Annotated in this window: 12 protein-coding genes; 3 read left to right on the top strand and 9 right to left on the bottom strand. The window is 62.8% G+C overall.

From position 1 onward, the window contains the following. Window positions 1-4: 4 nt before the first annotated feature. The 6 genes from mutM to QMG46_RS01380 all read right to left on the bottom strand — a co-directional run bounded on the left by mutM (window position 5) and on the right by QMG46_RS01380 (window position 5,887). Entirely contained in the window at window positions 5-832 is an 828-nt protein-coding gene (mutM, locus tag QMG46_RS01405) for a bifunctional DNA-formamidopyrimidine glycosylase/DNA-(apurinic or apyrimidinic site) lyase (RefSeq protein WP_281850650.1), read from the bottom strand. A gap of 160 nt (window positions 833-992) precedes the next feature. Next, the gene (gene gndA / locus QMG46_RS01400; RefSeq protein WP_281850649.1) at window positions 993-2,411 is read right to left on the bottom strand and encodes an NADP-dependent phosphogluconate dehydrogenase; all 1,419 of its coding nucleotides are present in this window, start codon (window positions 2,409-2,411) and stop codon (window positions 993-995) included. Between the two features lie 98 nt (window positions 2,412-2,509). After that, window positions 2,510-3,004 carry a hypothetical protein gene (locus QMG46_RS01395; protein ID WP_281850648.1) on the bottom strand — a complete coding sequence of 165 codons (495 nt, stop codon included), beginning with the start codon at window positions 3,002-3,004 and terminating at the stop codon, window positions 2,510-2,512. Next, window positions 3,001-4,359: a GldG family protein gene (locus tag QMG46_RS01390; RefSeq protein ID WP_281850646.1), complete on the bottom strand. Its 1,359-nt coding sequence runs from the start codon at window positions 4,357-4,359 to the stop codon at window positions 3,001-3,003. Before QMG46_RS01390 ends, QMG46_RS01395 begins: the two co-directional genes overlap by 4 nt. Next, window positions 4,359-5,144, bottom strand: coding sequence for an ABC transporter permease (locus QMG46_RS01385; RefSeq protein WP_281850644.1), 786 nt, complete (start codon window positions 5,142-5,144; stop codon window positions 4,359-4,361). Before QMG46_RS01385 ends, QMG46_RS01390 begins: the two co-directional genes overlap by 1 nt. Then, entirely contained in the window at window positions 5,141-5,887 is a 747-nt protein-coding gene (locus tag QMG46_RS01380) for an ABC transporter ATP-binding protein (RefSeq protein WP_281850642.1), read from the bottom strand. Before QMG46_RS01380 ends, QMG46_RS01385 begins: the two co-directional genes overlap by 4 nt. A 156-nt stretch (window positions 5,888-6,043) precedes the next feature. Here QMG46_RS01380 and QMG46_RS01375 point away from each other — a divergent pair, with 156 nt between their 5' ends. Continuing rightward, complete coding sequence (locus QMG46_RS01375; protein WP_281850641.1) at window positions 6,044-7,240, top strand: DesA family fatty acid desaturase; 1,197 nt, start codon at window positions 6,044-6,046, stop codon at window positions 7,238-7,240. Window positions 7,241-7,293: 53 nt separating this feature from the next. On the opposite strand, the gene QMG46_RS01370 is transcribed toward QMG46_RS01375, so the two are convergent. Together QMG46_RS01370 and QMG46_RS01365 are read right to left on the bottom strand one after the other, a co-directional pair. Beyond that, window positions 7,294-7,710, bottom strand: a complete 417-nt coding sequence (locus QMG46_RS01370) for a DUF3052 domain-containing protein (RefSeq protein ID WP_281850640.1) — start codon at window positions 7,708-7,710, stop codon at window positions 7,294-7,296. After that, window positions 7,707-8,225: a dihydrofolate reductase family protein gene (locus tag QMG46_RS01365; protein ID WP_281850639.1), complete on the bottom strand. Its 519-nt coding sequence runs from the start codon at window positions 8,223-8,225 to the stop codon at window positions 7,707-7,709. The genes QMG46_RS01370 and QMG46_RS01365 overlap by 4 nt, the downstream gene beginning before the upstream one ends. A 165-nt stretch (window positions 8,226-8,390) precedes the next feature. On the opposite strand from QMG46_RS01365, the gene QMG46_RS01360 reads away from it, so the two are divergent. After that, window positions 8,391-9,494, top strand: a complete 1,104-nt coding sequence (locus QMG46_RS01360; RefSeq protein WP_281852788.1) for a saccharopine dehydrogenase family protein — start codon at window positions 8,391-8,393, stop codon at window positions 9,492-9,494. Window positions 9,495-9,502: 8 nt separating this feature from the next. On the opposite strand, the gene QMG46_RS01355 is transcribed toward QMG46_RS01360, so the two are convergent. Then, window positions 9,503-10,045 carry a DUF4166 domain-containing protein gene (locus tag QMG46_RS01355; RefSeq protein ID WP_281850637.1) on the bottom strand — a complete coding sequence of 181 codons (543 nt, stop codon included), beginning with the start codon at window positions 10,043-10,045 and terminating at the stop codon, window positions 9,503-9,505. A gap of 135 nt (window positions 10,046-10,180) precedes the next feature. Here QMG46_RS01355 and QMG46_RS01350 point away from each other — a divergent pair, with 135 nt between their 5' ends. Further along, entirely contained in the window at window positions 10,181-12,679 is a 2,499-nt protein-coding gene (locus tag QMG46_RS01350) for a S9 family peptidase (protein ID WP_281850636.1), read from the top strand. Window positions 12,680-12,816: the final 137 nt, after the last annotated feature.

The raw sequence follows: 12,816 nt of genomic DNA, 5'->3' as shown, positions 1-12,816 counted from the left end.
ATGTTCAACGCTGGCAGCGTGGACACCAGAAAGTGGAGCGTTGTCCAAGCACGGTCTGGCGAATCGGCGTACTGCACGTGCGGCACGGCTCGCCTTCGCGGCCATAGACGTTCAACTCGCGAAAGAAATAGCCGGGTGCGCCGTCAGGATTGAGAAAATCGCGAAGCGTGGTGCCGCCACGTTCAATGGCCCACGCGAGGATGCGTTTCACCTCAGCCGCCAAGCGCGCGTAGCGTTCGCGCGATACCGAGCCGGCGGCGCGGCGGGGGTCGATGCCTGCCGCGAACAAGGCTTCGCTGGCATAGATGTTTCCGACGCCAACCACGATGGCGTTATCCATCAGGAACAACTTCACCGCCGCTTTGCGGCCGCGTGACATGCGCCACAGCAGATCGCCGTCAAAATCGTCGGTTAACGGTTCAGGGCCGAGGTCGGCCAATAGCTCATGCGTGCTTTCCGGCGGCTGCCATAACAGGCAGCCGAAGCGGCGCGGATCGGTGAAGCGCAGGACGCGCTCGCCTTGAGTTGCCTTGGCCTCGACGACGATGTCGACGTGGTCGTGCTTGCCCAACGGTGCATCGGGCGGCAGCACGCGCAGCATGCCGGACATGCCCAGGTGCAACAGCGCGCTGCCGGCCTGCGTATGTAGTAGCAGGTATTTCGCGCGACGTTCGACCGCGTCGATGCGTTGGCCTGGCAAAAGCTCGGTGATTTCCTTTGGAATCGGCCAGCGCAGATCGGTACGGCGCAACGTCACCGCCGTGATGCGTCGGCCGATCAAGTGCGGGGCGATGCCGCGGCGCGTGGTTTCGACTTCGGGGAGTTCGGGCACGGGTGTGATCAGTGGAGTTGACGGTGAAGAGCAAGAGCGCCCCCTCACCCTAACCCTCACCCCCGGCAGAGCCAGGGGAGAGGGAACTGACTGAGGAAAGTGTCAACGTTGCGCGCTTTTGGCTCCCTCTCCCCTGGCTCTGCCGGGGGTGAGGGGGCTCTTAAGCCCCGGGCGCCCAACTCTCGTGGAAGCTACCCGGCTCATCGATACGCTCAAACGTATGCGCACCGAAGTAATCGCGCTGGGCCTGAATCAGGTTGGCCGGCAGGCGCTCCGTGCGATAGCTGTCGTAATATGCAATGGCCGATGAGAAACCCGGCACCGCCACACCCGCCTGCACCGCCGCCGATACCACATCACGCAAGGCCTGCTGATAATCGCCGGCGATCTTCTTGAAGTACGGGTCGAGCAACAGATTGACGATCTTGGGATTGTGGTCGTAAGCGTCGGTAATCTTTTGCAGGAAACGTGCACGGATGATGCAGCCCGCGCGGAAAATCTTGGCGATGTTGCCGTACGGCAGGTCCCACTTGTACTCCTCGGACGCGGCGCGCAACTGGGCAAAGCCCTGGGCGTACGAGACGATCTTGCTCAGGTATAGCGCACGGCGCACCGATTCGATAAAGGCCGTACAATCGCCCTTGAACGTGTTGTTCGGGCCGGCAAGCTGCTTGCTGGCTTCCACGCGCTGTTCCTTGAGCGAAGACAACAAGCGCGCAAACACCGATTCGGTAATCAGCGGCAGCGGCACGCCGAGGTCCAGCGCATTCTGGCTGGTCCACTTGCCGGTGCCTTTCTGTGCGGCGCGGTCGAGCACGATGTCGAGCAGGTCCTTGCCGGTCTTCGGATCTTTCTTCTTGAAGATGTCGGCGGTGATTTCGATCAGATAGCTATCGAGTTCGCCTGTGTTCCATTCGGCGTATACCTTGCCCAGCTCGTCGTTGGAAAGACCGAGCACGTTCTTGAGCACGGCGTAGCTTTCCGAGATCAGCTGCATGTCGCCGTATTCGATGCCGTTGTGCACCATCTTCACGTAATGGCCGGCGCCATCGGGGCCCATATAGGCCACGCAGGGCTCGCCATCGCCGGGTGCCTTGGCGGCAATCTCGGTGAGAATCGGCGCGACCAGGTCATAGGCCTCGCGTGCGCCGCCGGGCATGATCGACGGACCATGCAGCGCACCTTCCTCGCCGCCGGACACGCCGGTGCCGATGAAGTGCAGGCCGGACTTGGCCAGATCCTGGTTACGACGGATGGTGTCCTGAAAGAACGTGTTGCCGCCGTCGATCAGCACGTCGCCTTTGTCCAGCAGCGGCTTGAGTTTCTCGATGGTGTCGTCGGTCGGCTGGCCGGCCTTGACCATCAGCAGGATGCGCCGCGGCTTTTCCAGCGAGTCGACGAATTCTTCCAGCGTATAGGTCGGGACAAGCTTCTTGCCCGGGTGCTTGGCGATCACCTCGTCGGTCAGTTCCCTGGACCGATTCCAGATCGATACCGTGTGGCCGCGACTTTCGATATTGAGCGCAAGATTGCTGCCCATGACCGCCATGCCGACCACGCCGATCGGTTGCTTGCTCATCTGGTGACTCCTTGAGGTTCTCGTGTACTGCCCCGGATATGGGGAATCCCGCCCGTTGTACAAGATCGGATGTAAGGAGGCGATCAATGTTCGAGGGCTTACAACCCCAATGACATCGCCTTGCCTTCGACCGGACGCGGAGAATAACGCGCTGGAATCAGGGCGATACGATCGCCCACGCGCACGTAGCGCTGTGGCCCGGTCACCGAGGTTTCGCCAAATTCCACGCGCTGGCCGTTCAATTCCAGGGTGGCCGAGGGCGGTGCCAGCCCGATCCTGGACAGCGAGAAATCCTGTGCGGGTCGCCATTGCAATACCTCGGCGGCGGCCGTCTGAGCCAGCTCGTTGAGGCGGCCATCGTCCGCGCGTGCGTTGTGGCTATCGGCGTTCCACCAATGGCCGTCATGGCGGCTGTAATGCTGCATCGGCGCACTTTGAAATTGCAGGCCGATTTGGTCGACCGCGGCAGGATCGATGCCGAGCAGATTGCCCGGATCGTCGTGCCGGTCGCGCTGCCATTGCCATAGCGCCGCGACCACCACGGCGCCCACGACGACCAGCAGCACCAGCCGACCGCGCGTCGCGCGTTTCATGCGCGACGCCTGCGCCAGGCGATCCACGTGCCCGCCAGCAGCAAGGCCAGCGGTAGCCCGAGCAGAAAGCCCATGCTCACCGCGTTGAGTTGCGCTTGCGACAATTGCAGCAGGCGGTCTGGCGCTCCACGCGGCGGCAGGTTGACCAGTGCGTCGTCGCCCAGCAACCAGTCGAAGACGCGTTCGCCCAAGGCACGATTGCCGCCGTTGCCGAGGAAGCTGTTGGAAAGGAAGTCGCCATCGCCGATGACTACGGCGCGCTGTTCGGCTTTGTCGGGGCTGGGCGAAATACGGCTCAAGGCAAAACCGAAGTCCAGCGGGCCCTTGAGTTCGCCTGCGTCGGCGTCGTAGCGAATGGTCGAGTCGTGTGCGTTGTCGATCGGCTTGAACTCGGTCCAGCTCTGCGCGCCTGAGCGCAGGAAGGGTGCAATGCCCCAATTCGCGTTCGATACCTTCGCCAGCGCGGAAACCTGCGGGAATACCGTCGACAGCATGAAGCCGCGCGTGATGGCCTGTGCAGGGTAGTCGCCCAAGGCAAGGATGCGTGGATCTTTCAAGCCCAGCGCGACACCCTGGCCGTCGACCAGTACGCCAGGCAGGACGCGGACGCCCAGCGCTTCTGCCAGTGGCGAGAGCCCGAGATCGTCGTTCGACGGTTCGGTCAGCCACAGCAGGTTGCCGCCGTTATTGACGTAGTCGACCAGCGCCTTGATCTCGGCGGGTGGCAAGGCCAGTGAGGGGCTGGCGAGTACGACCAGGTTGGTGTGCTCGGGCACGCCGGTGACCTGCGCGAAATTCAACGGCACCGCACGCATGCCGCGCCCTTCAAGCTGCGCGATGAAGGTGCCCAGGTCGGCATTGCCTTTGCCGTCGGCACGACGTTCGCCATCGCCGGTGACGAAAGCGACGATACGCTCGCCGCCGCGCGCGAGTCGCTCCAGTGCATTGGTAAGGCTGCGCTCGTCCAGTTCGTCCAGGCGTTGCTCGCGATCCTGGTAGTGCAGGATCAGGGCACCGTCGACCGTAATGCCTTGCTCGCGCATTGCCGCCGGGTCTTGCTGCGGGTCGACGAAGTGCAGGTTGATGTCCGGCTTGACGCGCTGGAAGCGCTGAATAAAGCCGGCAATGGTCTGCCGAAGATCGCCTTGGGGATTGGCGTAGCTGACGATCTCCACCGGACCTTTGAGCGTCGCCAGCACCGCGCGGCTTTCCGGCGGAAGGCTGGCCCGCCCGCCGTAGGTCCAGTCGAAACTGTGGTCGTAGCGTGTGCTCAGATAGCCCAGCGCGGCGACGCCCAGCAGTAGGGCGAGCGCGAACAACCAGCCGTCGAGTCGTTGCGAAAGTCGACGCTTCATCAGCCGCGCTCCTTGTCTGCCGCAAGGCGGCGCGTCGCCAGCGCCAGCGCGAATACGATGACCAGCACGAACCACAGCACGTCGCTGGTCGATACCAGGCCGCGCAGCAGGGTCTCCAGATGGGTGCTGAGTGCGAGCCAGTTGATGGCCCCGTTATCGATCCCGGCCATCTGCGCACCGGAATTCACGCCGATAAGCGCCAGGCCGATCATCAGGCTGGCCACCGCTGCGATCGCCGGATGCGAGGAAAAGGCCGAACAGGCAACGCCGATGGCCGCCAGGGTGGCCAGGGCGAGCGCGGTACCGAGCGTCGCCGCCGCGAACTTGCCCGTATCCAGATGCACGCCATGGGCGATGCTGAGCGGCATCGCGATGGCCAGCAGCAGCCACAGCACCAGCCACAGCAGCAGCGCGAGATATTTACCCAATACGATCCGTGAGGCTGGCAAACCGGTGCCGAACAACAGCGGCAGGGTTCCCTGCGTGCGTTCGCCGGCGATGCTGGCCATGGTCAACACCGGCACGATGACCAGCGCCATTTCGATCAGGCCGAAGGGGATCACGCCGGCGGTCAAAAAGCTGCTCAATATCGGCACCGCGACCAGATCGGTATAGCCGGGACCGCTTGGCGTGGCGCCAAGTTTGATCTGGTTGGCGAGAAACGCCCCCAGCAGCAGCACGAAACGCCAGGCCAGCTCGGCCAGCGTCAGCGCGGCCAATACCCAGGCGAGCGGGCGCACGAACAGGCGGCGCAACTCCAGCCGCGTCACAGCCAAAACACTCATGCAGCCTGTTTCCCTGTGCCGCCACGCAGGGCGATATCAAAAAAGGTCTGTTCCAGCGCTTCGTGGCCGGCGCCCGCGATCGCCGCGTCGTAGCGCAACGTGCCCTCGTGCAGAATCGCCACGCGATCGCAGACGGCGGTGACTTCGGCAAGCAGATGGGTGGAGAGGATAACGGCGGCGCCCTGGTCGGCGACTTCGCGAATCAGCGTGCGCAGCATGGACACCTGCACCGGATCGAGCGCATTGGCCGGCTCGTCAAGCACGAGCAGTCCGGGCTTGTGCAGCAGTGCGCAGGCCAGGCCCAGCCGCTGGCGCTGGCCTTGCGACAACACGCCGGCCAGGCGTCGGCTCAGCGAGGTCAGATCCAGTCGCTCCAGCACGGCGTCGCGCGCCTGACATAACGCCGCAGATGCCAGGCCGCGCAGCCTTCCATGAGCCTCGAGATGTTCGATGACCGTTAATTCCGGCCACAACGGGGCACGTTCGGGCAACCAGCCTATGACCTGGCGCGCCAGCTCAGGCCGTTCCAGGAAGTCTTCGCCGTTCAGCCTGATCTCCCCGCTGTCCGGGCTCAGGGCGCCGGCGATCATCGACAAGGTGGTGGATTTACCGGCCCCGTTGATGCCCAGCAAACCCAGTACCTGTCCCGAGTCCAGGGTCAGGCTGAGACCCTGCACGGCGGGGCGGCCGGCGCGGTGGCGGCTGACATCTTGTAGCTGTAAAACGGTAGTAGGCGCGGTCATTGCATGATTGTCACGGTGCCCACACCGTTAAACAACCGGGCGCTCGAAAGCCCTGGGAACTGCGGCACATTTCGCCGTTCAGATTCATAGGGTTCCATGCTGGCGGGTACGGACACCCTGTTCTAGACTCAGACCCAAATACCCGAGTGCAAATACATGCTTGATGCAGTGCTGACTTTCCTGTCCCAGGGACTGACCAACGCCAGCTGGGTCACCATGCTGGTCTATACGTTGGTGATGACGCAGATCACCATCTTTACGGTGACGCTGTACCTCCACCGTTGCCAGACCCATCGTGGCGTCGATCTGCATCCGCTGATCGCGAACTTCTTCCGTTTCTGGGGCTGGCTCACCACCGGCATGGTCACCAAGGAGTGGGTGGCGATCCATCGCAAGCACCACGCCAAGGTCGAGACCGAAGAAGATCCGCATAGCCCGCAGATCTACGGCATCAAGAAGGTGTTCCTCGATGGCGTTTCCTTGTATCGCGATGCAAGCGAGAACAAGGAAGACATGGAGAAGTACGGCCGCGGTACGCCGGACGACTGGATCGAGCGCAAGCTGTTCAGCGCGCACCCCTATTGGGGCCCGACCCTGATGGCGGTCATCGACCTGTCGTTGTTCGGTGTCATCGGTGGCCTGATCTGGGCCGTGCAGATGATCTGGATCCCGTTCTGGGCCGCCGGCTTCGTCAACGGTATCGGTCACTGGTGGGGCTATCGCAATTTCGAAAGCGCCGACACTGCGCGCAACCTGATCCCGTGGGGTTTCTGGATCGGCGGTGAAGAGCTGCACAACAATCATCACGCATTCCCGAGCTCGGCCAAGTTCGCGCTGCGCAAGTGGGAGTTCGATATCGGCTGGGCAGCGATCTGCATGCTGCGTGCCGTGGGCCTGGCCAAGGTGCTGCGCGTTGCGCCGGCGCTGGACATTCGCCCGAACGTACACCTGCCGGATGCCGAAACGCTCAAGGCCGTGCTGACTCATCGCTTCCAGGCCATGACCGATTATTACCGTCAAGTCATCGTGCCGACCCTGCGCGACGAAGCGCAGCATGCCGGCGAGAACATCAAGTCGGTGCCGCGCCGCATGCGCCTGGCGTTGGCCGATGGCGGTCGCTGGTTGGACAACGAAGGTCGCGACCGCATGCAGGCCGTGCTGGCCAAGCGCCCGACTCTGCAGACGGTGTGCGACTTCCGCACGCGTCTGTCGGCCCTGATGGAACAGCGCGGTGCGGACCAGGCACTCAATGGTCTGCAGCAGTGGATTCACGAAGCCGAGCAGAGTGGTATCCAGGCGCTGCAGAACTTCGCGCAGCGTTTGAAGGGTTACGGCGTTACCAGCGCAGCCTGATCTCTTCGGCTCGTTTGCTTCAAGTAAAAGCCCGCCTTACCGGCGGGCTTTTTTTATCGCTGTTCCTTGCGAATGACGAGCTTCAGTCCTGACCACACGTCGCTTACCGCGCAGACTTTGATATCGACGAAGCCGAGCGGAAGCGCCACCTCGCGGATCGTGTTGTCGGTGATATCCGTGGGCAGCTTCGATGTTTTCTTGGGCCAGGATACCCACACCGTTCCGGAAGGCTTGATGGCGTTTCGCAAGGTTTCCAGCGTCACCTTCAGTTCTGCTTTCCCGGTGCTGAAAACATGCACGATATCGGTCAGCGGTGTGACTTTCCCTTCGAACACGACATCCGATGGAATGGGTGAGAGCCAGCGAGTGTAGCCGTCGGGCGCGTGCAGGGTAACGACGCGACTGCCCTCCACGATGCCGAGCTTCTTCGCAAGAGGCGTTCCCGAATAACCCGTGGATGATGGACTCATGCGATGTCGTACTCGCTCTGAACCAGCCCGCTGGCGTACTGACGTGTCGCGACATGTTTGAGCGCCACGTCCTGTTGCAGCGGGCCAAAGAGTGGGATGCCCGAACCGATGAGTACCGGAACACGCGTAACGATAAGGCGCTGGATGAGTCCGGCCTGGAGAAACTGCTGAATGGTGATGCCACCATCCACGTAGATATGCCCGATGCCGCGACTGGAAAGCTGCGACACGATGTCGTTGGGATCGCCCGACATAGGCTCTACGATCGCACCCGGTGGAGCGGCCGCAAGCGTGCCGGTAGTGAGCACGAAAACGCGTTTCTTCCCGTACGGCCACGGATCAAAAGCCAGTACCGTCTCGTAGGTATTGCGGCCGATGACCAAGGCATCCACCGTCGCCATGAACTCGTCGTAGCCGTGCGGTTCGCCGCCGCCCGGCGGGAGAAAATCGAGAGCCCCATCGACGCGGGCGATAAAACCATCGAGACTGGTGCCGACAAAAACGGATGCTTTCATGGTCGAAGCCTCCACGGCTGCACAGTACCCATCGTAAGTTGGGGTCAGCCTCTCCGGCGCATCATAGAGTTTGCCGTTGAAATTGCAATTTCAATAACAAACAATCATTGCGTTGCCACGAGGCGACATAAGAATTTTCCACAGGGGTCATCCGTCTTGCTTCGAGTGCTATTGATCGGCGCTACCGGCGTATTCGGCCAGCGTATTGCACGTCAGCTGGCGCACGATGAGCGCTTCCAGTTGACCCTTGCCGGGCGAACGCTCAAGGCGCTCGACGCGATGCGCGTCGAGCTCGGCGATGCCTCCGTGCGCACGGCGATGATCGATGTGCACGCGTCCGATCTGCCGGCAGCCCTGGCGGCACAATCGCCGCAGCTGGTGATCCATTCCGCCGGGCCGTTCCAGTCACAGGACTACCGTGTTGCCGAAGCCTGTCTTGCCTGCGGCAGCGACTATGTCGATCTGGCCGATGGTCGTCAGTTTGTCGCCGGCATCGGTGCGCTGGATGCAAGGGCGCGTGAAGCTGGGCGTTTGATCGTGAGCGGTGCATCGACACTGCCGGCCATGAGTGCCGCGGCGATCGATCATTTGCGCGATCGATTTGCCTCGCTCGACGAGATCGAGCATGCCATCAGTCCGGGTAACCGCACGCCGCGTGGCGACGCGACGGTGGCTTCGATCCTGGGTTACTGCGGCCGGCGCGTGCCGATCTGGCGCAATGGCCAATGGCAGTATGCCTACGGTTGGTTATCGACGAAGCGCGCGCCGTTCCTGTCGGCGGGATCGCGCTTCGTCGGCATCTGCGATGTGCCCGACAATGTGCTTTTTCCCGAACGCTACAAAGGTGTGCGTTCGGTGACCTTCCGCGCCGGCCTGGAGCTCTATCGCCTGCATTTTGGCCTCTGGATGTTCGCGTGGCTGGCGCGTATGGGCTTGGCGAAGAACTTGCCACGCCACGCATCGCGGCTGCGCCGTATGAGCGAATGGTTTCTTCGCGCCGGTTCCGACGAAGGCGGCATGGTGGTACAACTGCGTGGCGTGGATCACCACGGCCAACCGCTTCATCTGCGCTGGACGATCCACGCCGGTGCCGGCGATGGCCCGCAGATTCCGGCGATACCGGCGGTAGTGGTGGCGCGCAAGCTTGCCGATGGCGAACTGATGCAGCGGGGTGCTGTGCCCTGCATGGGCTTGTTTACGCTGGATGAAGCATTGGCTGCACTATCTAGCTATGCCATGACCACGCAGTTGGAGAAACTCGACGCATAGAGCGTACGTCATGCATCGGGCACGATCTCCAGCCAGCCGCGGTAGGCGACCAGTTGTCCGATCAGCGGCAGGCGCGTGTCGACGGTGAACGCATAGCGGCCGTCCGCGCAGCCGCTGCGCGAGAGGATGCTGCCGAAGCAGACGCGCGGCAGGGGAATGCCGAAAGCCCACACGTGCTGCAGCGACCAGTCGATCGCATCGCCATCGCGACGCAGGACGAAGCCAAGCGTCGTGGGTCCAAGGCACTCATACAGCAGCCCGGAGCCTACGCGCCGACTCAACACGGATTGCATGCGCCGCGAAACGAAATGGCGAGCCCAGGTTTCCTGCATGCCGTCCGGCGTGATGACAACGCGTAGCTTCTGGCGTGGAGCGGGCTCGGGCAGGCCGAGCAGGCGACGCAGCAGTCTGGCGACGAGGTGCGATGCCCCCTCGATATCGGCTTCTCCCTCCGCGACGACACGCACAGGCGAGCCGTGCATGCGTTGCACCGGTGCCGGCAGTGCTTGCCAGGCGTCGGGACCCAGGAGGGTGGGAAAGAGGGGTGTCATGCCCCTCATTGTGAGCGCCGGAGTGCGGTGAATGAAAGCGTGCAGTGCTCTTCGAGCCTAAGCATGACTTACGGCAGGGAGGTGTACCCCGGTAGGCGTTGTAACGTCAGTGGAATGCCCACAGGAGACCGCACGATGCCGTCCGCCCTACCCAAAGGATTTCTGCTCACCGCCTGCGTGCTTGCCTGCCTGCCCGCCCTGGCGCTGGCTGGCTACGACAAGCCGCCGGAGCCGCTGCTCGGCGTGATGCACGCGCCATTGCCGGCGGTGCCCATGCTCGATCCGACCCGCGAGCGCATGCTGCTGGTCGAGCAGTCGCAATACCCGCCGATAGCGCGCGTTGCCGAGCCGTATCTGAAGCTGGCGGGCTTGCGCATCGAGCCGGCCAATCACAGCCGGCACGATGCCTCCAGCGGCTATGGCATTCGCACCTGCCTGAAGCATTTCACGGTAGAGGACGTGGCCAGTCACAAGCAGCTCCCGGTGGCGTTGCCGGCCGATGCCTGCCCTGGGCTGCCGCAATGGTCTCCCGATGGGCACCGTTTCGCCTTTACCAATACCACCCGTGAGCGCACCGAGCTGTGGCTGGGCGACGCTCTGACCGGTCAGGCGCACCGCGTGGAAGGCGTATCGCTCAACCCGGTCATGGACGATGCGGTGCAATGGCTGCACAGCAGCGATTCGTTGCTGGTCAAGTTGGTGCCGTCCAACCTGGGACCCGCTCCCAAGGCGGATGTGGCTGCCGGTCCCGAGATCAAGGAATCGATCGAAGGCAAGGGTGAAAGCAGTTCGTACGAAGCGCGCGATACGCTCTCCAGCCCTGAAGACGAAGCGCTGTTCGACTACTACGCGACCGCGCAGCTTGCTACCGTCGACGCAGCCAGCGGCCAGGTTCGACCTGTGGGTCGCCCCGGTGTGATCGCGGGCGTTTCCGGTGCGCCCGATGGCGAGCATGTGCTGGTCGAAACGCTCAAGAAGCCATACTCCTACGTCACCACCTACGAACGTTTTGCGCGTGACGTTAATGTCGTCGACGTTCGCAGTGGACAATCGGCCGTCATCGCCTCGCTGCCGCTGGCCGATCGTGTGCCGGTTCATGGCGTTCCGACCGGTCCGCGCGACTTCGAATGGCGCGACAACGCGCCGGCCACGCTGATCTGGCCCGAGGCGCTGGACCAGGGCGATTGGAAGGTGAATGTGCCGCATCGCGACAAGGTCATGATGTGGACCGCCCCCTTCAGCGGCAAGCCGAAGGAAGTGGCGCAGACCGCGCAGCGTTTCAGCGGCATGCGCTGGCTGGCCGACGGCGATGAGCCTTTCGTGTACGAGGTGGATGCGAACAAGCGTTGGATCCACATCACTCGCATCAATGTTGCCGATCCGTCCAAGCCTGCCCGCACGGTGTGGGATTATTCGATGGACGAGAACTACAACGAACCCGGCTCGCTGATGATGCGCCAGCTGCCCACGGGTGCGCGCGTCGTGAGACAGGATGGCGATTTCGTGTATCTCGTAGGCTCGGGTGGTACGCCCCAGGGAGACCGTCCGTTCCTCGACCGCTATTCGCTCTCCACCGGACGCACCGAGCGTCTGTTCCGCAGCGGTGGCGATCATTATGAATCGCCTGTCGCGGTACTTGATGGTGGCCAGCGTTTCATCACGGCGCGACAATCGCCGGCCGAGCCGCCGAATCTGTTCATGCATGCACTCGGCGCAGCGATGAGCGATGCCAAACCGGGTGAGGCCGCTTACGCTTCCACCAATGATGCGATTACCCATATCGCCGACCCGACGCCGCAGGTGCGTGGCATCGGCAAGCGTCTGGTGACCTACAAGCGCAAGGACGGCGTTGAACTGTCCTTCACCCTGTACACGCCGCCGGGCTACAAGGAAGGCACCCGCCTGCCGGCCGTGCTCTATGCCTATCCGCTGGACTACGCCGATCCGAGCAAGGCGGGCCAAGTCAGCGGGTCGCAACAGAAGTTCGACATCCTGCGCGGTTATCGTCTGTTGCTGCTCTCGGGCTACGCGATCATCGACAACGCATCGTTTCCGATCGTGGGCGATCCGCGCGAGGCGTACGACACCTACATCGATCAGCTGGTGATGGATGCGCAGGCGGCGGTGGACAAGGCGGTGGAGCTGGGTGTGGTCGATCGCAACCGCATCGGCGTTACGGGCCATAGTCATGGCGCGCTGATGACTGCCAACCTGTTAGCGCATACGCAGCTGTTTCGCGCGGGTGTGGCCACCAGCGGCAGCTACAACAAGACGCTCACGCCGTTCGGTTTCCAGAACGAGCGACGTTCGCTCTGGCAGGCGCCGAAGGTGTACGAGCAGGCGTCGGCCTTCTTCCACGCCGACCAGATCAAGACGCCCCTGCTGCTCATGCATGGCATGGACGACGCCAATCCGGGTACGGAGTCGATCCAGTCGCCCAAGCTGTTCCAGGCGATCCGCGGCCTGGGTGGCACGACGCGTCTGGTGATGCTGCCGCACGAGCCGCACTGGTATACGGCGATGGAATCGAACGAGCAGGAGGTCTACGAGATGCTGACCTGGTTCGATCGTTATGTGAAAAATGCCAAGCCCGCTGCGGCGGTGCCTTCGAAGCAGGGGGCCGCTGCGCCTTGAGTTGTTTTTTCTGTGGGAGCGGCTTCAGAAGACTCAATTAGCCTCACCTTGTCGTCATTCCGGCGCAGGCCGGAATCCATTCCTCAGCTCAGATGCTTGCCAAAGGCTGTCTGACAAGCGAGGACCGAGGAATAGAT

Origin of the sequence: Dyella sp. GSA-30, from assembly GCF_027924605.1 — a bacterium.
Classification (GTDB): domain Bacteria; phylum Pseudomonadota; class Gammaproteobacteria; order Xanthomonadales; family Rhodanobacteraceae; genus GSA-30.
The sequence above is the reverse complement of the archived record's forward strand: the minus strand, read 5'-3'. Positions and strand labels throughout refer to the sequence as shown.

Excerpts from the sequence above, each read along its gene's own strand:
- QMG46_RS01355 (WP_281850637.1), bottom strand. The coding sequence starts at position 10,045 with ATGACACCCCTCTTTCCCACCCTCCTGGGTCCCGACGCCTGGCAAGCA.
- QMG46_RS01375 (WP_281850641.1), top strand. The coding sequence starts at position 6,044 with ATGCTTGATGCAGTGCTGACTTTCCTGTCCCAGGGACTGACCAACGCC.
- QMG46_RS01350 (WP_281850636.1), top strand. The coding sequence starts at position 10,181 with ATGCCGTCCGCCCTACCCAAAGGATTTCTGCTCACCGCCTGCGTGCTT.
- QMG46_RS01380 (WP_281850642.1), bottom strand. The coding sequence starts at position 5,887 with ATGACCGCGCCTACTACCGTTTTACAGCTACAAGATGTCAGCCGCCAC.
- QMG46_RS01365 (WP_281850639.1), bottom strand. The coding sequence starts at position 8,225 with ATGAAAGCATCCGTTTTTGTCGGCACCAGTCTCGATGGTTTTATCGCC.
- QMG46_RS01385 (WP_281850644.1), bottom strand. The coding sequence starts at position 5,144 with ATGAGTGTTTTGGCTGTGACGCGGCTGGAGTTGCGCCGCCTGTTCGTG.
- QMG46_RS01395 (WP_281850648.1), bottom strand. The coding sequence starts at position 3,004 with ATGAAACGCGCGACGCGCGGTCGGCTGGTGCTGCTGGTCGTCGTGGGC.
- gndA (WP_281850649.1), bottom strand. The coding sequence starts at position 2,411 with ATGAGCAAGCAACCGATCGGCGTGGTCGGCATGGCGGTCATGGGCAGC.
- QMG46_RS01370 (WP_281850640.1), bottom strand. The coding sequence starts at position 7,710 with ATGAGTCCATCATCCACGGGTTATTCGGGAACGCCTCTTGCGAAGAAG.
- QMG46_RS01390 (WP_281850646.1), bottom strand. The coding sequence starts at position 4,359 with ATGAAGCGTCGACTTTCGCAACGACTCGACGGCTGGTTGTTCGCGCTC.